Origin of the sequence: Jatrophihabitans telluris (assembly GCF_023516435.1) — a bacterium.
Lineage (GTDB): Bacteria > Actinomycetota > Actinomycetes > Mycobacteriales > Jatrophihabitantaceae > Jatrophihabitans_A > Jatrophihabitans_A telluris.
In genome coordinates this window covers 2,585,525-2,603,797 of sequence record NZ_CP097332.1, presented here as the reverse complement: position 1 = coordinate 2,603,797, position 18,273 = coordinate 2,585,525, and the positions used below count along the sequence as shown (strand labels likewise).

The window sequence follows — 18,273 nt, the reverse complement described above, 5'->3', positions numbered from 1 at the left end:
GTTCTGTGGCAAGAGTATCTGAGCGTTCAGTGAGAGGCCCCTGGGTGTGAGGCCGCAGATCCGGCTCTCGACCGACCTGGGCTCGGTCACGGAACGCAGCCGTCGCCGGCCGGTTCGGTGGTGGCGGGAGCTGATCTTGGTCGCCGGGTTCTACGCGGTCTACGACTCGATCCGGGGCGTCATCGCCGGCAGCATCCCGCGGGCCCAGAGCGACGCCGCTGAGCTGCTGCGGTGGGAACGCTGGACCCACCTGGACCCTGAACATGGCCTGAACAACGCCTTGCAGCACGTCGGCGTCCTGGCGGTTCCGGCCTGCTACTTCTACGCCACGTTGCACTTCGTCGTGACCCCGGCGGTGTTGATCTGGATCTACAAGGCGCGTCCGGGCGCCTATCGCCACGCCCGCACGGTCTTGGCCGTCGTGACCGCCTCGGCGCTGCTCGGGTTCTGGAGGTTCCCGACCGCCCCGCCTCGGTTGCTGACCGCCGGCGGGTTCCACGACACCCTGGCGGGCTACAGCCAGTGGGGTTGGTGGGGCAGTGATGCGAGCGTTCCGGCCGGGGCGGCGGCGATCGCGAACCAGTTCGCGGCGATGCCCTCCCTGCACATGGCATGGGCCGTCTGGTGCGGCGTCACCGTCTATCGGCTCGCCTCGCGCCGGTGGCTCCGGATACTCGCGGTCGCCTATCCCGTGCTGACCGCGTTGGTGGTGCTCGGCACCGCCAACCACTTCCTGGCCGACGTGCTCGCCGGCGCGGGGCTATGGGTGCTGGCTGATTTCGGTGTGCGGCATGTCGCCCGGTCGGCGCCGACCCCAGATCAGGACGCGGTCGAGGAGGCGTCACTTCAGTGACGCGATCTAAGCCCGCGAAGGCCAGCGAGCGACTGCGACAACCGCAGCCCTACCTGCGGACGCGGCTGCCGTCCGGACGCGGAGCCACCGAGCAGCCGAACGTCACCGGCGACGGCGAGGCCGCGTTGAGCCCGAGGTTTTGGCTCGCGCTGGTGCTGACCGGGGTCGCGACCGGGCTGCTCGGAGTCGCCCTGATGGCGCTGCTGTTTCATGTCGAGTCCGCCGCGTTCGGCTACCACCGCGGGGACTTCCAGTCCGGGGTCGAGGCCGCATCGGCGCTGCGGCGGGTCACCTCGCTGCTGATCGCCGGCGTCTTCGGCGGGATCGCCTGGTTTCTGCTGCGCCGCTATACCCCGGGCAAGAAGTCCGAGATCGATGACGTGCTGTGGAGTCAGTCGGGGGAGTTGTCGGTCCGCCGCTCGACGGGTAGCAGCATCATCTCCGAGATCGTGATCGGGATGGGCGTGTCGCTGGGCCGGGAGGCGGCGCCGAAGACGATGGGCGGTCTGTCCGGTGGCCTGCTCGGGCGCTGGTTCGGTTTGTCCGGCGCTCAGCAGCGGTTGCTGATCGCCTGCGGCGGGGGAGCCGGGCTGGCTGCCGTCTACAACGTCCCGCTCGGAGGGGCGTTCTTCACTGCCGAAATCCTCGTCGGGTCGGTCTCCATCGCCACGATGCTGCCTGCGCTGGCCTGCTGCGGCATCGCCACCGTGACCGCCTGGGTCTACCTGCCCAACCAGGCGACCTATCTCGACGTCCCCGGCTATCACGTCAGCCCGGCCCTACTGGTCTGGGCTCTGCTGGCCGGGCCGCTGATCGGACTCGGCGCCGCCGGCTACATCCGTGGCATCGGGTGGCTGTCCCACCACCGCATCACCGGCACCCCCAGCCTGTTCGCGCCGCTGGTCGCGTTCGGCGCCTTGGGCGTTATCGGGATCGCCTACCCGCAGCTGTTCGGCAACGGCAAGGACATGGCCCACGACGCCTTCCTCGGCGGCGGCACGATCGGCTTCCTGCTGGTGCTCGCGGTGCTCAAGCCGGCCGTGACCGCGCTGTGTCTGGCCAGCGGCGCGTCCGGTGGATTGTTCACTCCGGTCATGAGCACCGGCGCCGTCCTCGGTGGCGGACTGGGACTGGTGTGGACCCATCTGTGGCCAGGCACCCCGGTCGGGGCGTACGCGATGGTCGGTGCCGCGGCGATGATCGGCTGCGCCATGCAGGCCCCGATCACCGGGCTCGCGCTGGTGCTGGAACTGACCCACAGCGGCTTCGGTCTGATGACCCCGATGATCATCGCCACCGTCATCGCCACCGCGGCGGTCCGCTATCTCGACGGGTACTCGATCTACTCCGCGCGACTGCCCGCTCGGCCGGCCGCGCCGGGCCCAGCTGCCGTTCCCGCCGACGGGTCAGGCGGGCTCGGCGATCGCTGAGGGCGCAGCCGGGAGGAACAGTCGGCCGCGGACGCTGCCGTGCGCGGTGCGGGCGGCGACGGTGATCCAGGCGGCGACTAGGCCTGCGTAGAACAGCACGGCGGCGTAGCGGAACAGGTCCGCGCCGGTGTGCAGCGCGAGGGCGCTGGTGCCGGTGACGCAGGTGCCGACGGGGAAGGTGAACGACCACCAGGTCAGGGAGAACGGCAGGCCCTCGCGCACGGTGCGGATGGTGATCGCGCCGGCGACACCGGCCCAGAGCAGTGCGAACCCGAACACCGGAACGCCGTAGACGACGCCGAATGCCTGTAGCGCGGTGGAGTAGGGCGCGGGCAGCGCTTCGTGGGCCACCCCGCCGAGCAGGTTCGCCGCGGTGATCGATTGGCCGAGCGGACCGAGGACGATCCACAGGGTTGGCACCATCCGGGCGTCGCCGGTCTTGTGCACGGCCAGGCGGTACCAGATCAGGGTGATGACGATGAGGGACGCGAGCAGGCTGAGCCCGAACATCGCGTAGCAGACCATCAACAGGGTGAGGCGGGCTTGCCCGGCGGCGGCGTGCGGGATCAGCAGGGCACCGGTGGAGGCCGACACCATGGGGGGGACGACGGGCATCAGCCACCCACCGAACGCGCTGCTGGCGGTGATGGTGTGCCGGGTGAACATGAGGTAGGGCACGATCGCGGCGGCCGCGAGGCCGGTGACGGTGCCGGCGGTCCACAACACCCAGTCGAGGTCGACCGCAGCTCGCAGGCCCAGAACGTCTTTGCCGAGCAGGATGGTCCCGGCCCCGACGGTCATCATCGCCATCGGCGGGGCGCCGTAGAAGTGGGCCATCACCGGGTTGTTCGCGTGGCTGCGGGCGGTGTCGGTGTGTCGGACCCAGTGCACCGCGGTCGCTGCGGTGAGGGCGATCAGCAGCAGCGCGGCGGCTGCCCAGACGACGATGGCGAAGGTGTGCAGGCCGAGGAACTGCTCGGGCAGGCTCGCGGCGGCGACGGCGACGATGCCGGTGCCCATGATCGAGGCGAACCAGTTGGGGGTGAGGTTCGCGAACAGATGACTCGGGTGCTCGAGCTCGCTGAGCACGCCGATGCGGGCCAGCCGGTGCGGCGCGACCGGCGTCGTGCCGGTGACACTGTTCGGGGTGAGCCGGGCCAGATTCGACTGGGGTGCTTCGGTGATGCTCATGTTCTTCAGCGTGCCCGGGTTGCTGGGCTCCGGGTAGGGGTCGAGTTGTTGTAGGGTTACAAACAGTACTTGTATGGGAGGTCTGGTCGTGCTGAGTCCGCAGTTCCCCGACCTGGCGGCACTGGAGCTGCTGCTCATCGTCGCGCGGACCGGAAGCCTGAACATGGCCGCCACCGAAATCGGGATCACTCAGCAGGCGGCGTCGGCCCGGATCACCTCGATCGAAGCTCAGACCGGTGTCGTGCTGATGAGCCGCACCGCGCGCGGATCGACATTGACCCCCGCGGGAACGGTGGTCGCGGAATGGGCCGCCCGGCTGCTCGACGCCGCCGCCGAGGTCGACGCCGGACTGGCCTCGCTGCGCACTGACCGGGTCAGCACCCTGCGGGTCAGCGCGAGTCTGACCATCGCCGAACAACTCCTGCCCGGCTGGCTGGTGACCCTGAACGCCGACCAGGCCCGCCGAGCCCAGGCGCCGGTGCAAATCGTGCTGCGCGCCACGAACACCGACACGGTCGTCGTCGACGTCCGCGACGGTGTCGCCGATGTGGGGTTCGTCGAAGGGCCTGTGGCGCCCCGCGGGCTGCGCAGCCGCCAAGTAGGCGAGGACCGACTGGTCGTCGTCGTCCGGCCCGACCACCCGTGGGCGCGCCGACGGACGCCGGTCACACCCGGCGAGATCGCCGCCACCGCACTGGTGACCCGCGAAGCAGGATCAGGCACCCGGAGCGCCTTTGAGACCGCACTGCGAGCGGTCCTCAGCGACGACCAGGCGCTGGCTGCGGCCGCCCTGGCCCTGTCGACCAGCGCCGCGGTCCGGGCTGCGGTCATCGCCGGAGCCGGACCGGCTGTCCTCAGCGAGCTCGCCGTCGCCGACGACCTCACCGCCGGCCGACTGAAGGAAATCGCAGTGAGCGACGTGGACCTCCGGCGCACCCTGCGCGCGGTGTGGGTCGGCTCGAAAATGCCGGCGGCCGGAGCCGCCCGCGACCTCATCGCCCTCGCCGCGACCCGCACCCGCACGGGCGCGTCAGCAGGCCAGGCGTCAAGGCGGTCATGATGGATCGATGACCACCACGAACCCGACCGCCTCGCCCCTCAGCCCGGGTTGGCGATGACCGTCCTGGGTAGCGCGGGGCCGTTCACCAACCGCGACCCAACGTCCACACGTGGCTGATCACTTCCCGACTGGTGCGCGAGCGTTACGCGATCCGCAGGTCCGGGCCGCGAAGATGCGACGCCTGGATGACCCTCGAATGGTCACGCTCAACGACCTGGTCCGCCGCTGGCGACAGCAAGACGCGGCCCGCCACATTCCCTGGTTCGACCCCGACGGCGGCGACACCCGCGCCCGAGTGCTGGTGCTGATGGAGGCGCCCGGACCGAGGACCGTCCAGGACGGCGACGCAGGCTTCTGCTCCGAGGACAACGACGACGCGACCGCGGCCACCCTGCACGAGCTGCGTCACCGCAGCAGCCTGCCCCGCGACGCCTACGTCCGGTGGAACATCGTGCCGTGGGCGGTCTACGCCCCGGACGGACACTGGCGGGCGCCCACCGACCAGGACCTGCTCCACGCGGAACCCGCACTGGGTGACCTCCTGGCTGCGCTGCCGCAGCTGCGGTTGGTGATCTGCATGGGCGCGAAGGCGCTGACCGGGTTCATGCGCCACATCACGCTCACCGACAACCTCACCCTTCCCGTCGTCCTGGGCGTCCCTCACCCCTCACAGCGCAACACCCGCGCCCGCACCGAAGCTCTCACCCGGATTGAGAACGCGTTGCGCGTCGGAGCGGCAGTCGCGCTCGAGCGAAACGACCTACCGTGAACAGCAAGCGCCCGGAGCAGCAGTTGCCATGGAGGTATCCGAATGACCCAGTGGGGTAAACGCGCGGACATGGTCGTGCACGAGTCCGACCCGTTCAACGCCGAACCGCCGCCCGGTGCGCTGGCCGGAGCCGTGCTGACGGGGCTGGATTCGTTCTACAGCCGCAACCACGGCCCGATCCCCGACCTCAACCCCGAGACGTGGGAGTTGGTCGTCGACGGCCTGGTCGACACCCCGCTGAACCTGTCACTGGGGCAGCTGCGGGACAGGTTCGTCGAGCAGACACTGACTGCGACGATGCAGTGCGCGGGCAACCTACGCGCAGGTTTCCTGAAGGTCCGTGACATACCGGGTGAGGATCCCTGGGGGCCGGGGGCCACCTCGACCGCCGAGTGGACCGGTGTCCGATTGGCTGACGTGCTCTCCGCGGCCGGTCTCCAGCCCGCGGCCGCCCACATCGCGTTCGAGGCCCCGGACGTGTCCCAGCTCGCCACCCCGCCCCAGGCCTACGGCGGGTCAATCCCCGCGGCGAAGGCGATGGCGGGTGAGACGTTGCTGGCCTGGGCCATGAACGGCGAGCCGCTCACGGCGCTGCACGGGGCGCCGCTGCGGGTGGTGGTGCCCGGGTGGATCGGGGCCCGCAGCATCAAATGGGTGCAGCGCATCACCGCCCGACGGGAACCCTCGGACAACTACTTCCAGGCCACCGCCTACCGGCTGCTCCCACCGCAGGCCGACCCCACCCACGCCGGCCCCGGCGTCGGCCTGTCGTTGGGGGCGATCGCGCTGAACTCCGCCATCCTCAGCCCCGACGACCAGGCTCACGTGCAGGCCGGCCCGCTGGAGATCGCCGGGTACGCACTGGCGGGCGAGGACCGCGGGGTCGCGCGGGTCGACGTGTCCATCGACGGCGGCGACCGTTGGGTGCAGGCCGAACTCGTGAGTCAACCGAGCGCGTGGGCCTGGTGCCAATGGCGCACAACCGTGCTGGCGCCGCCCGGGGACGTGGAGATCATCGCGCGCGCGTGGGACACCACCGCCGCGATGCAACCCGAGTCAGCGGCGCAACTCTGGAACCCCAAGGGCTACGTGAACAATTCCTGGCCCCGCATCCACATCCATGCCAGCGCCCGCATCGCCAGCTAGACCGACTTTCCGTTCAGGAATGCCGTGCCGGGCAAGTCAGTCAGTCGGGCTGGGCACGATCGTGATCGGGACGGTGCTGTCGTGCAGGAGTCCGCGGCTGGTGACCCGGCCGAACAGTCGCTGCAGCAGGGGGCGGTCGTGGCTGCCGATCACGATCATGACCGCGTCCCGACCGTGCTCGAGGAGCACCTGGGACGGTTCGCATTCGGCCGCGACGATCTCAAGCTCAACCTCGCGCATACTCGACTGGCCGAACGCTCGCTGTAGCGCCGATTCGGTGCGGGCTCGGGCCGCCTGCTGGAGTTCGGCGTCGGGGGTGTCGAAGTCGTCGAGGTCGGGGGTCGATCGGCCGGTCGTAGGCGGCAATGACGAGCAGTTTCGCGTGGCGCAGTCGTGCATCCTCGGCGGCGAAACGCAGCGCGGGGTCGCTGGCTGGGCTGGCATCGCAGCCGACCACCACGGTGGGGACGGTCATGTGGGTCCCTTCTCCCAGAGTGGGCTAGGGCCGGGTTCGAGTGGCGCGCCAGAGTGAGACCGCCAGTAGGGCAGCTACCGCGAAGGGCAGGAGCCATTATGCGGGGATGGAGGTCGTGGCGATCGCCGCGGTGCCGGCCAGCGCGAGGACCACTCCGGCCGCGATCCGCCAGTCGTCGCCGACGATGAAGTCCCACCAGAACAATGCGAAACTCCGCGACCCGCTGACGACGCGCCTCACGGGGTGGACACCTGGAGCGGCCCGGCCCCCAGGTTTGGGGGCTTGGCGCGGTCGGCTCGCCTGAGTAGGCCGACGGCGCCCAGAGCGAACGCGAGGACGGCGAGGATGACGGCGAGCAAGGCCAGATCGGAGCCGGGCCAGTGCGCGCCCGCTCCTTCGACGCCCCAGAACGTCCCGAAGGAGGTGAGCAGGACGCCGACGGCGAACTTCAAGGTGTTCTCCGGGACCCGCGCCAACGGGAGCGCGAGAACAGGCGCCGCAGTAGCGAGGTGGGTTGCGGTGCCTCGCAGTGGCACCGGTCGTCGGCGGGAACGCGGGCCATGACGGCGTCGACGTGCTGACCGCAGCCCCGCCAGGTCGTCTTACCGCAGGTCGAACATCGGGCGGCTGAACACATCAGAGATCTCCGTTCACCTTCGAAGTACCTGCTCGGACCCGTTGGGTGTCGCTCAGGCCAGCGACATGAACAGCTTCTCCATCTTCTTGCTATCCAGCCCCTCGGCGCCCTCCGGTTGGGACAGGCACTGCTTCAGGCCGGAGGCGATGATCGCGAACCCGGCCTTGTCTAAGGCGCGGCTGACCGCGGCGAGCTGGGTGACCACGGCCTCGCAGTCCCGGCCGTCCTCGAGCATCTTTAGCACGCCACCGATCTGGCCCTGGGCGCGGCGGAGCCGGTTGATGACCGGTTCCATCTCATCGGTGGGCAGCTGAACCATGGTGATCCTCCTCGTTGGCGTGCGAATTCGACTATACCCCCAGGGGTAAACCGAAGCGCGGCCTCAGGCCTATGGTCGCGAGTTGCCTATACCCCTACCGGTATGCGTATGGTGTGGTCATGAGCGCCGCGACGACCACCGCTTCCCGCACCACTTCCCAGCCGGAATCACCTGGTGGTTTGGCGCGGCTGGGCCGTTGGTCGGCGACGCACCTACGCGTGGTGCTCCTGCTGTGGTTGGCGGTCATCGCGGTGTTGGGCGCATTCGCGCCCCGAGTGGAATCGGCGCTGTCGGGTGCGGGTTGGCAGGATTCGACCAGTCAGTCGGTGCAGGCGCGGGCGGTGATCGCGCGGGACTTCTCTGGGCTCGGGGCGACCGCGTTGCAGGTCGTGGTCCACGACAACCACGCACCGATCGCGGCCGATCCCGCCGCGCAACGCATCATCGCCCGGGCCAGCGACCTACTCGCGGCCGATCCGCGGGTCTCTGTCGTCGTCGCACCGGAGGCCGGGGTGAGCCTGTCGAAAGACGGCGCGACCGCGGTGATCCAAGCCGGCGCGAAGGCGAACGCGAACGACATGGTCCGCGCCGCCGACGACCTGACCAAGCCCCTAGCGCGGTTGGCGACCGGCTCGATCACGGTGAACCTGACCGGCGACAGTGCGCTGTGGTCGGACTTCAACCAGGTCAACCACGCGGCCATGATCCGATCCGAGGTGCTGTCCTGGCCGGTGACGATGCTCGTCCTCGTCCTGGCTTTCGGCAGCCTGGTCGCGGCCGGACTGCCGCTGATGCTGACCCTCGTCGGGCTGCTGTCCGCCGCGGGCGCGCTGGTGCTCTCCACCCACATCGCGCCGGTCAGCATCTGGGCGCTGAACTTCGCGCTGATGTTCGCCCTCGCCCTGGGCATCGACTACGCCCTGTTCCTCGTCGTCCGCTTCCGCGCCGCCCTGGCCGCACGAGCCGATCAACCCGACCGCAGACAAGCTGCCGTCGACGCCATCGGCGAGACGATGGCCACCGCAGGTAAAGCCATCGCGTTCAGCGGCGTCACCGTGCTGGTGTCGCTGTCGACGGTCCTGCTCGTACCCTCCCCGGCATTCCGCAGCATGGCGCTGGGGATCATGCTTTCCGTCGTCGCGGTCCTCGCCGCAACCCTGACCCTGCTGCCCGCGGTCCTGGGTCGCCTCGGCCACCGCGTCGACGCCGGCCGGGTGCGACTGCCCCGACGCCTGACCCGCCGCCCCGCGGCGCACCCGCTGCCTTCGACGGCCAACGAGGCGGTGGCGCGGAAGCGTGGCCTGGAACTGCTCCTGCACCGCTGGGGTGGCCTGTTGTCACGTCGTCCATGGATCGCCGCCGGGCTGGTCGTGATCGTGCTGGGGGTGCTGGCGTGGCCGGTACTCGGCCTGCGCACCGGGATGCCCAGCATCGCGATCATCCCAGCCGACCAGAGCGCCCGCGCCGGCTACGTGCAGGTCGTGTCCGCGTTCGGACCCGGGGCACCCGGCGAGCTGCAGGTCCTGACCCCAGTCGCCGACCAGACGCGCACGAATGCCGTCCTGACCGGCGACCGGGGTATCGCCGCCGCGATCCCCGGCAGCACCAACGCCGGGTGGGCGCTGATCCAGGTCATCCCCACTACCGACGCCTCCGCACCGGCCACCGGCGCCACCATCGACCGGCTCCGCACCGAACTTCCCAGCGGGTCGCTGATCGGCGGAGCGGCCGCGGAGAACCACGACCTCGACACCGCCCTCTCTTCCCGCACCCCGCTGGTGTTCGGTCTGCTGATCGGCCTCGGGTTCCTGTTGCTGCTCATCGCGCTGGGCAGCCCGCTGATCGCGTTCGCCGGAGTGATCACCAACCTGGCCTCGATCGCGGCCGCATTCGGGGTCGCCAAGCTGATCTTCCAAGACGGTCACCTGTCCGGGCTGCTGCACTTTCAGCCCCAAGGCTTCGTCGACGCGTGGGCGCCCTTGTTCTTCGGGGCGATGCTGACCGGCGTCGCGATGGACTACACCCTGTTCCTGCTCTCAGCCGCCCGCGAGCACTACGACGCCACCGGCGACCCGCAGGAGGCGATGCGGACAGCGCTGCGCACCTCCGGCCGGGTCGTCGTCGCCGCAGCCGGGGTGATGGTCGCGGTGTTCCTGACCTTCGCACTGTCCGGCCCACTGGCCCCCAAGGAGATGGGAATCATTCTCGCGGTCGCCGTCTTCCTCGACGCCCTGTGCATCCGGCTGATCATCCTGCCCGTGGTGCTGCGCTTGACCGGACACGGCGCCTGGTACGCCCCGGCGTGGCTCACCCGAGTGCTACCCAACATCCGATTCTCCCACTAATCGCCCATCATCGAAGGAGAAACCTGTGTCTGACTACGGATTCAGCATCACCCTGACCGAGGACTTCGAACCGGTCGTCGTCCGAGCCCGCGACGCTCTCGCCGAGCAGGGGTTCGGGATTCTCACCGAGATCGACGTCGCCGCGACTATGAAGGCGAAGCTCGACGTGGACATGCCGCCCTATCTGATCCTCGGCGCCTGCAACCCGCCCCTGGCCCACCAGGCCATCGCGATCGACGCCTCGATCGGGTTGCTGCTGCCCTGCAACGTCGTCATCCGCGCACTCGATGAACGACACACGCTGGTCGAGGTGATGGACCCGAACGTCATGGTCACCGCGACCGGCAATTCCGCGCTCGCCCCGGTCGCGGACCAAGCCCGTACCCATTTGACCGCGGCGCTGGACACACTCTCCGGGCCGGCGCCGGTAGCCCGCTGCGGTTAGCTGATCGTCAGCTCCTGGTGCAGCGCATCGGCGACTATCAGCCGGCCCAGACAGCATCATGCAGCTTGCACCAGGCCGCGGGATAACGCATCGACCGTTCGCTACTCGACCAGCGAAACTCCAGCACGATGGAAGGCCTCGACCACCGGTGGCGCAGCTTGGGGCTTGAATCGAGTCATGAGATCAGCCACGCCAGACACGATCGCCTGAGGAGGTGGCGTGCAACGGTCGTGCAACACCGTGGCCGCAAGCAACCAACGTGGCCAACTGGCGGAAGGCCCGTAACCAACGGGCCCGGGCATCAACCAACGAAACCAACTTCGGTGGGAAAACGTTGACACGGTAGGGGTCACTGGTTCAATCCCAGTATCGCCCACCATTACAGCCCCCGGATTCCGGGGGCTGTAGTCATTTCCAGATCTTTCTCGGGCCGTTACGGGGCCACGCGGGCGTTGGTTGAGGACGGTTCCGGTGTGGCCCAGATGCGACCCGAGCGGAAGCCCAGGACCGTCATCCGTGTGCCCTGCGTCAGCGGATGGACCGGTTGGCCGAGCGTACGAATAGTAAATCGATCGAAAGCGGAGGCACTCGGCGCGACGGCCGGATGTCCTCTTTCGTTGGCCGTGTCTCTACGCGGGACGAGCGGATGGCAGCATCCACAGTTTGTCGCTGTGCTCGATCTCGGCCGCTCATAGCCGATCTGCGGACGTTTGTGCCGCCGTTGAACTGTGTCTTGCGCGCGGCGAGAGCGCGAGTCACCACCAGTAGTTGTCCTGCGCGGTGTATGGCTCTTCGACTGCCGCTATCTCGTCCGAGGTGAGTGTGAGGTCCAGGGCCGAGACCGCGTCCTGGAGGTGATTGGGCTTGGTCGCTCCGACGATCGGGCACGAGACCACTGGCTTCGACAGCACCCAGGCGAGGGCGATCTGCGCCATCGGGACGCCACGCGAGTCAGCGATCCCGTGGATGGCGTCCACGATTGGCTTGTCGACGTCCCGGTCGAATGCCTTGGCCACCGCGTCCGAGGCGGACCTCGCGGTCTGCTCACCCCAGGGCCGCGTCGCTCGCCCCTTGGCGAGCGGCGAATAGGGTGTCAGTCCGACGCCCTGGTCGAGGCAAAGCGGGATCATGTCGCGCTCATCCTCGCGCTTGAGGACGTTGTACTGATTCTCCATTGCCGAGAACGTCGTCCAGCCGTTCGACTCCGCGGCCCGCTGCATCTTGGCGAACTGCCATGTCCACATCGACGAAGCGCCCAGGTAGCGGACCTTTCCCGCTTTCACCACGTCGTGCAGGGCCTCCATCGTCTCCTCCACCGGCACCTCGTCATCGAAGCGGTGCGTGTAGTAGACGTCGATGTAGTCGGTGCCCAGCCGGCGCAGCGAGGCGTCCAGCTGCTCCAGGATCGCCTTGCGGGACAAGCCGCTTCCGCCCGGCCCGTCGTGCATCTTCCCGTAGACCTTCGTCGCCAGAACGATGTCCTCGCGGCGGGAGAACATGCCGATGGCTCTTCCCACGAACTCCTCCGAGGTACCGCCCTGGTATGTGTTCGCAGTGTCCCAAAACGTGACACCCAACTCGACGGCCTGCCGGAAGAAAGGCGCGGCCGCATCCTCATCCAGCGTCCATTGATGCATCCCCGAGGCGGCCCGCCCGTAACTCATACATCCCAAGCCGATGCGACTTACCCGCAGGCCCGATCTCCCCAGTCGCGTGTACTCCATTGGCCACCTCCTGCGGAAGCTCCGTTGGCCCGGCAGCTCGCAATCCGTCGCAAGTATCGACATTCAACACGCCTGCCTGAACGCAGCGTAGGTCACGGGTCACTCGCAAGGGGCTCCGCGAGCCCGAGGCACCACAACGGAGCACAGCACCGCGGGAGCAGGTCGGCCGTGGAGTAGTGGAGGGGCGGAACCCGTTCGGCCGCCCTTGGGCGCGGATGACGCGGATGGTGCCCGATCTGGCGACGAGTCCCGCACGAGCACCCCTGGATGCAATTACGGTCTAGGTACCTCGGACTGGAGCGCCGAGCTCAAACCTGGGTGGCAGCGATGCTCGATGCCGCCCGCCGTTCGAGTAGAGAAACTCCAGCACGACAGGAGGCCGCGACCACCGGTGGCACAGCTTGGCGGAGGGAACCTTCTGGCGAACCGTCAAGAGAAGCGCCCTTGATCCGGTTGGTCGTTGGCGTCACTGCTCATCACGAACTCCGCGGTTCGGTTCCCCCCTCAGCCGTAAGCCGGCCGCGCGCGACGTGTTCGCGTACCGCGGGGATGGTCTCGGCGGCGAAGCGTTCGAGTGTGTCGGGGTCGTCGCTGGCCAGGATGAAGATGCTTATGCCGTCCTCGATGGCCAGCTGGGCCAGTGCCTCCGGAGTCTGCTGGCCTGCGAAGACGTTGAGCAGACGGGTGATCTCGCGAGGATCGCGACCTGCGGCCCGGGCGGCATCGTCGATGATCGCGTTTCCCTTTGAAACGCCGCCCGGCTCCATGACCGGCAGCGACGGCAGCCAACCATCGGCCTTGCGTCCCACGAGGTCCTGCATCTTCGGCTTGTGGGCGCCGAGCCAGATCGGGATCTCATGGGCGGGTGCCGGACCACGCTCGGCACCGCCAACCGAATAGAACTCGCCGTCGACATCCACGCCGCCCGGCGCGTCGGCATCCCAGACCCCGCGGATCACGTCGATCGCCTCACCTAGTGCCGCAACGCTCTGCAGTGGACTCAGCCGCCGTCCGCCGATCGCCTGGACGGCGTCCCAGAAGTAGCCGGCGCCGAGCCCGAGGCTCATGCGTCCACCGGAGAGCAGGTCGAGGCTGGACGCCGCGCGGGCGAGCACGGCGGGAGGCTGACGCAGCGGCAGATTCAGCACGTTGCCGGACACTCCGATCCGCTCGGTCCGCGCGGCCACCCAGGCCAGCAGAGTCCAGGTATCGAGGAAATCGGCCCTGTAGGGATGATCCTGGAAGGTGACGAAGTCGAAGCCGAGCCGCTCGCTGAGCTGCGCCAACTCGACCGGACGGCTCGGCGGGGAGTTGGTGGGACCGATGAACGTTGCGAAACGCAGGGGGTGACCGTAGTCAGGCACCGATGTCTCCTTCAGTCGTTCGTGCGCGGCCATCCGCGACGCGACAGCGTCGCGCACAGCGTGTCGTCAGCTCGGGGCGCTGACTGACCTGTCGAGAGGCTCGTGCTGGCCGATCTCGTGGCTCATGGCCGGTGCTACGGCCGATCACGCTCCGCAAGAGGATGTTCAGGGGGCCTTGGCGCCGAGGGCGATGTCGAAGCCGGCACCGTTGTTGGCCACGCCCACCAGAAGGATGCCGGCCCATTCCAGGGCGTGAGCCATTTCCAGCGGGCCAGCATCGAGTGCCCGCATGTCCAGGCTCTCCAGGAACGCCGAGACACGTGCCTTGGCCTCGGCGTCGTCACCGGCGAAGAACGCGTCCATCGGCTTGTTCTCACCGATGACGCCGCCGAAGATCGTGTTGAATGCCTTGACGACGTGCGCGGCCCCAGGGGCCACGGCCGCGATCTGCTGGGACACGGAGTTGCCCGGGGTCGTCACCACTCCACTTGCGTCGCCGTTGAACGGGTTGGTGATGTCGAGGAGGATCTTGCCGGCTAGAGCGTCGCCGTAGTGCCTCACGACGTCAACCGCACCCTGGTAGAGGACAGCGAGGAAAACGATGTCACCGGCCGGCGTTGCCCCGTAGGTGCCTACGGTGGCGCCGTGGCCTATCTGGTCTGCTGCTGCCTGAGCCTTGGTCGTGTCGCGGCTCATGAGCTCGACGGTGTGGCCGTGGTTGGCTGCCCGGGTGCCGATGGCGGTGGCCATGTTGCCCGAGCCGATGATGCTGATCGTGGTCATGATGTGTGCTCCTTTGTTGTGGATGGATCAGTTGGTGGTGACGGTCTTGCCGGCAGTGATCGGTTGCGTTGAAGGCGTCCCCGTTGCTGCGGGGGAGTGGCACTTCAATTCGAGGTTGTTTCCGGCGGGGTCGCGGATGAACACCGCGTAGTAGTCGGGTCCGTACTCCGGCCAGAGCCTGGGCTCATGAAGGATCTGCGCGCCGCTTGCGGTTGCGAACTCGTAGCCGCGTAGGACGGTCTCCTCGTCCTCGACCCTGAGGGCGAGGTGCGTCTGGCGACCGGCGGGGTCGGTCGCCTGGGAGAAGAACAGTTGGGTCGGTTGGCCGGGTAGGGCGTACCCGATCAGATTCGGCGTATCGAAGGTTCGTGCACCTCCGGCGAGGGTGACGATCTGGTCGTACCAGTCGCCGGTGGTGGTCAGGTCGTCGACTTGCAGGACGACATGGTCGAGCAGTGTCATCAAAGCCTCCGGTGAGTTGGAAGTCGGATATGGGACAGCGGTTCATGCTCTGGTGGGTGGCGCCGCGATCCGGTTGGGTATCACGGCCCGACGCCTCGGGCGCGGTCTCAGAACAGGCCGCTGATCTCGTCTAGGGGCTCGGGCTGGCCAGCCTCCTGGTGGAGCCGGGTTCCGCCGCGGATCAGGGCACCGCAGATGAGCGCACCCGCCCAGAAGAGGCCGGCGGCCCACCAGTAGCCAACGACGAACCCGTGCACGGTCGCGCCGATCAGAGTGGTGCTGCCGTGGTGGGTGAGGTAGTCGGTGGTGGCGGTGCCGACAAAGGTGCTGATGACTGCGACGCCCAGAGCCGCGCCGAGCTGCTGGGCGACGTTGTTGACGGCGCCTGCGGTGCCCGCGTCGCGCGGATCGACACCCTGTTGCCCGGCCGCGACCGCCGAGACGATCGCCGACCCGATACCGACCCCGACCAGGATCAGCCCGGGCAACACCCAGGCCGCGTAGGGACTGCCCGCGTCGGCCTGGGCCAGCACGGCGGCCCCTGCGCCGCTGATGATCAGACCGGCGACGGTGATGACCCGCATGGTCAGGCGTTGCACGAGCATGTTCTGGGTCAGCGTTGCCACCACGACAACTGTCACCATCATCGGGAGGAACGCGACGCCGGTCTTGATCGGCGAGTAGTGCAGCACGTCCTGGAAGTAGTAGGTCAGGAACAGGAACAGCGCGAACACGCCGCCCTGTCCCAGCATGAGCGTCAGGTAGGCAGCACCGCGGTTGCGGTCGGCGACGATGTGTACGGGGATGAGTGGGTGGCGGTCGACCTTCTGGAGCATGACGAAACCGAGGAGCAGGAGAGCGCCGGCGAGGAGCGGGATGAGGGTGGCTGGCGAGCTCCAGCCGTCGGTCTGGGCTTTGGCCGATCCGAAGACCACCCCGAAGATCGCGGCCGCGCCGAGGATGGTGCTAGGTACGGAGAGTTTCGGCTTGTCGGGCTCGGTGGAGTTGTGCAGCAGCGCGAGGCCGCCGATGATGCCCGCGACCGCGAACGCGATGTTGACGTACATGCACCAGCGCCAGTTCACGTACTCGGTCAGAAACCCGCCGAGCAGCAGACCGACGGCGGCCGAGCTCCCGGCGACGGCGCCGAAGATCCCGAACGCCTTGTTGAGTTCTTTCATGTCGGTGAAGATCACGGTGATCAGTGACAGCGCCGCCGGCGCGAGCAGCGCGGCGAATCCACCCTGAACGGCCCGGGCGGCGATCAGCGTGCCGATGTTCGGAGCGGCGCCGCCGACAGCGGAGGCAACCGCAAACCCCACCAGTCCCACGATGAACATCGTCTTGCGCCCGTACGTGTCGGCCAGTCGGCCGCCGAGCGGGAGCAAGCTACCGAAGGCCAGCAAGTAGGCGGTGACGACCCACGGACGGGCGGCGTTGGAGAAGCCGAGGTCGGCCTGAGCCGAGGGCAGCGCGACGTTCACGACGGTCGCATCAAGCAGGATCATGATCTGGGCGATGAGAATGACGCCCAGCGCCATCCACCGGCGCTCGTGGTGAGGATTGGGTGGGACTGTCGATCGCGCTTCGACGGGGTCCACCGTCGCTGCGGCGCCCGCGCCCCTGGAGGACTCGTTACTGCTCATCTGTTTCGCTCCTCGTGCGGTCAAGTCGGGGCACCAATATGAGGTACCCCTCCGGTATCGATCGTACGCCTAACCTGAGGGGTACCTCATCCTATTCCGGAGGGGAGCCTCAATTTTGAGCGAAGTTCGGATTTCGGAATTCAGCAGCGTGGGCGAGGCCGGGTGCTCCTGCGGTCTGCTGCGGGCGCCAGCGGCGAAACGCGCGATCCTGGACTCGCGAAAGGCAGGTAAACGGAGGCTGTCCTCGGCATCGTTGATAGATTGGGGGAGTGAGCGCGAGCGAGGTTGGGCAGATGCGCAGGCCCCTGCGCCGTGACGCCCGCGAGCACCGCGAGAGGCTCCTCGCTGCGGCGCAGCGCGAGTTCGCCGCACGCGGCGTGGATGCCTCCTTGGAGAAGATCGCACGCGACGCCGGCGTCGCCATCGGCACCTTGTATCGCCACTTCCCAACGCGCCTGGACCTGCTGATGGCCGCTTTCCAGCCTCGGCTCCGGGAGTTCCTCGATGGAGCCACGAAGGCCTTGGCGATCGACGATCCGTGGGACGGCTTCGCCGCTTATTTGGAGAACCTGTTCCGCGTGCAGGCCGGAGACCGAGGGTTCAACGACTTCCTCTCCCGCCGCTTCACCGACAACGCCGAGACCGAGCGCATCCACGACCAGATGTGCCTACAAATCGGGGATGTACTCGTCCGAGCTCAAGATGCCGGCGCCGCTCGCCCCGATATCACTCTGGCCGACGTCGTCAACCTCATCTGGTCCCTCGGCCCGATCATCGACGCCACCAGCACCACGGCGCCCAACGCCTGGCGGCGCAACCTCCACCTCATGCTCGATGCCTACCGGGCCGAGCGGGCCCATCCGCTCCCCGAGCCGCCGATGACGGACCAGCAGCTCTACGACGCCATGGTTCATCTCAGCAAGGGAAAGTCGGGCTGATCGACGTACGACTGCTCGATGGGCTCGATCTGGATGCGGTCGAAGTCGAGGCTCACGACGGTGACCGATCGGCAACAGATCGTGCGTGATGGACGAGCTGGCGGGCCAGGTCGAGGCCGTGGGCCGCTGGTCCGTCCGGCCCGAGATGGGCCGCGTTGGTGTAGGCGCCATCGATGAGCGTCGCGAGCTGGGCGCCGATAGCGCCTCCCTCGGCCTCGCCTGCTAGTGCCTTCGACAACGTCGTCAGCCGCCGCGCCAGCTGTTCGCGGTACGCCCGGGCGGCCGCTCTCGCCGGGTGGTTGGTGTCGCTGAACTCGATGCTGGCGTTGTTGAAGGGGCAGCCACGAAACGTCGCACGTCGCAGGTCGTCGTCCACCGCGTCAACGATCCGGAGCAGTACACCTGCGGGGTCGGACTGGGCCACGTCGGAGTCGATCTGCGACAGGATCGACTCCGACAACCTGGTCAGGTAGGCACCGATGAGCTCGGCCTTGGTCGGGAAGAGGCGGTAGACGGTGGCCTTGCCCAGACCTGTGCGAGCGATCAGCTCGTCCATGCCGACTTCGTGGACACCACGGGCGTAGAACATGTCGGCGGCGGCGTCGAGCACCACGGTCACTCGATGTTCGCGACTGCTCCAGGACTTGCGTTCGGTCTCCATCGTCGCAATGATACGGACTGATCCG

Annotated in this window: 19 protein-coding genes and 1 pseudogene; 8 read left to right on the top strand and 12 right to left on the bottom strand. The window is 68.2% G+C overall.

Going from position 1 to position 18,273, the window contains the following annotated elements; genetic code table 11:
* Window positions 1-46 precede the first annotated feature (46 nt).
* On the top strand, window positions 47-853 hold the full coding sequence (locus tag M6D93_RS12095) for a phosphatase PAP2 family protein (RefSeq protein WP_249769479.1): 807 nt from the start codon (window positions 47-49) through the stop codon (window positions 851-853).
* Window positions 850-2,283 carry a chloride channel protein gene (locus M6D93_RS12090; RefSeq protein WP_249769478.1) on the top strand — a complete coding sequence of 478 codons (1,434 nt, stop codon included), beginning with the start codon at window positions 850-852 and terminating at the stop codon, window positions 2,281-2,283. The genes M6D93_RS12095 and M6D93_RS12090 overlap by 4 nt, the downstream gene beginning before the upstream one ends.
* On the opposite strand, the gene M6D93_RS12085 is transcribed toward M6D93_RS12090, so the two are convergent.
* Window positions 2,260-3,474, bottom strand: a complete 1,215-nt coding sequence (locus tag M6D93_RS12085) for a TDT family transporter (RefSeq protein WP_249769477.1) — start codon at window positions 3,472-3,474, stop codon at window positions 2,260-2,262. The genes M6D93_RS12090 and M6D93_RS12085 overlap by 24 nt on opposite strands.
* 73 nt (window positions 3,475-3,547) lie before the next feature.
* On the opposite strand from M6D93_RS12085, the gene M6D93_RS12080 reads away from it, so the two are divergent.
* From M6D93_RS12080 to M6D93_RS12070, 3 genes are all read left to right on the top strand, one after another.
* A complete protein-coding gene (locus M6D93_RS12080) occupies window positions 3,548-4,534 on the top strand; it encodes a LysR family transcriptional regulator (protein ID WP_249769476.1) in 987 nt (328 codons plus the stop codon).
* 109 nt (window positions 4,535-4,643) lie between these two features.
* The gene (locus tag M6D93_RS12075) at window positions 4,644-5,303 is read left to right on the top strand and encodes a uracil-DNA glycosylase (protein ID WP_249769475.1); all 660 of its coding nucleotides are present in this window, start codon (window positions 4,644-4,646) and stop codon (window positions 5,301-5,303) included.
* Window positions 5,304-5,345: 42 nt separating this feature from the next.
* Window positions 5,346-6,449, top strand: coding sequence for a sulfite oxidase (locus tag M6D93_RS12070; RefSeq protein ID WP_249769474.1), 1,104 nt, complete (start codon window positions 5,346-5,348; stop codon window positions 6,447-6,449).
* 36 nt (window positions 6,450-6,485) lie between these two features.
* On the opposite strand, the pseudogene M6D93_RS12065 reads toward M6D93_RS12070, so the two are convergent.
* From M6D93_RS12065 to M6D93_RS12050, 5 genes and pseudogenes are all read right to left on the bottom strand, one after another.
* Window positions 6,486-6,924, bottom strand: a pseudogene (locus M6D93_RS12065) (universal stress protein).
* A 96-nt stretch (window positions 6,925-7,020) separates the two neighbouring features.
* Window positions 7,021-7,164: a hypothetical protein gene (locus tag M6D93_RS12060; protein WP_249769472.1), complete on the bottom strand. Its 144-nt coding sequence runs from the start codon at window positions 7,162-7,164 to the stop codon at window positions 7,021-7,023.
* Window positions 7,161-7,376 (bottom strand): hypothetical protein, encoded by a 216-nt coding sequence (locus M6D93_RS12055; protein ID WP_249769471.1) that lies wholly within the window; start codon window positions 7,374-7,376, stop codon window positions 7,161-7,163. The genes M6D93_RS12060 and M6D93_RS12055 overlap by 4 nt, the downstream gene beginning before the upstream one ends.
* The gene (locus M6D93_RS19700) at window positions 7,373-7,561 is read right to left on the bottom strand and encodes a hypothetical protein (RefSeq protein ID WP_347343485.1); all 189 of its coding nucleotides are present in this window, start codon (window positions 7,559-7,561) and stop codon (window positions 7,373-7,375) included. Before M6D93_RS19700 ends, M6D93_RS12055 begins: the two co-directional genes overlap by 4 nt.
* A 52-nt stretch (window positions 7,562-7,613) precedes the next feature.
* Window positions 7,614-7,880, bottom strand: coding sequence for a metal-sensitive transcriptional regulator (locus tag M6D93_RS12050; protein ID WP_249769470.1), 267 nt, complete (start codon window positions 7,878-7,880; stop codon window positions 7,614-7,616).
* Between the two features lie 119 nt (window positions 7,881-7,999).
* Here M6D93_RS12050 and M6D93_RS12045 point away from each other — a divergent pair, with 119 nt between their 5' ends.
* Entirely contained in the window at window positions 8,000-10,225 is a 2,226-nt protein-coding gene (locus M6D93_RS12045) for an MMPL family transporter (protein WP_249769469.1), read from the top strand.
* A gap of 25 nt (window positions 10,226-10,250) precedes the next feature.
* Window positions 10,251-10,670: a DUF302 domain-containing protein gene (locus M6D93_RS12040; protein WP_249769468.1), complete on the top strand. Its 420-nt coding sequence runs from the start codon at window positions 10,251-10,253 to the stop codon at window positions 10,668-10,670.
* A gap of 755 nt (window positions 10,671-11,425) precedes the next feature.
* Here M6D93_RS12040 and M6D93_RS12035 read toward each other — a convergent pair.
* From M6D93_RS12035 to M6D93_RS12015, 5 genes are all read right to left on the bottom strand, one after another.
* Window positions 11,426-12,394 (bottom strand): aldo/keto reductase, encoded by a 969-nt coding sequence (locus M6D93_RS12035; protein ID WP_249769467.1) that lies wholly within the window; start codon window positions 12,392-12,394, stop codon window positions 11,426-11,428.
* Between the two features lie 476 nt (window positions 12,395-12,870).
* Window positions 12,871-13,758: an LLM class flavin-dependent oxidoreductase gene (locus M6D93_RS12030; protein WP_249769466.1), complete on the bottom strand. Its 888-nt coding sequence runs from the start codon at window positions 13,756-13,758 to the stop codon at window positions 12,871-12,873.
* A 165-nt stretch (window positions 13,759-13,923) separates the two neighbouring features.
* The gene (locus tag M6D93_RS12025) at window positions 13,924-14,541 is read right to left on the bottom strand and encodes an NADPH-dependent F420 reductase (RefSeq protein ID WP_249769465.1); all 618 of its coding nucleotides are present in this window, start codon (window positions 14,539-14,541) and stop codon (window positions 13,924-13,926) included.
* A gap of 27 nt (window positions 14,542-14,568) precedes the next feature.
* Entirely contained in the window at window positions 14,569-15,003 is a 435-nt protein-coding gene (locus tag M6D93_RS12020; RefSeq protein WP_249769464.1) for a VOC family protein, read from the bottom strand.
* Between the two features lie 107 nt (window positions 15,004-15,110).
* Complete coding sequence (locus M6D93_RS12015; RefSeq protein WP_249769462.1) at window positions 15,111-16,649, bottom strand: MFS transporter; 1,539 nt, start codon at window positions 16,647-16,649, stop codon at window positions 15,111-15,113.
* 293 nt (window positions 16,650-16,942) lie between these two features.
* On the opposite strand from M6D93_RS12015, the gene M6D93_RS12010 reads away from it, so the two are divergent.
* Window positions 16,943-17,587 carry a TetR/AcrR family transcriptional regulator gene (locus tag M6D93_RS12010; protein WP_249769460.1) on the top strand — a complete coding sequence of 215 codons (645 nt, stop codon included), beginning with the start codon at window positions 16,943-16,945 and terminating at the stop codon, window positions 17,585-17,587.
* Window positions 17,588-17,639: 52 nt separating this feature from the next.
* On the opposite strand, the gene M6D93_RS12005 is transcribed toward M6D93_RS12010, so the two are convergent.
* On the bottom strand, window positions 17,640-18,248 hold the full coding sequence (locus M6D93_RS12005; protein ID WP_249769458.1) for a TetR/AcrR family transcriptional regulator: 609 nt from the start codon (window positions 18,246-18,248) through the stop codon (window positions 17,640-17,642).
* Window positions 18,249-18,273: the final 25 nt, after the last annotated feature.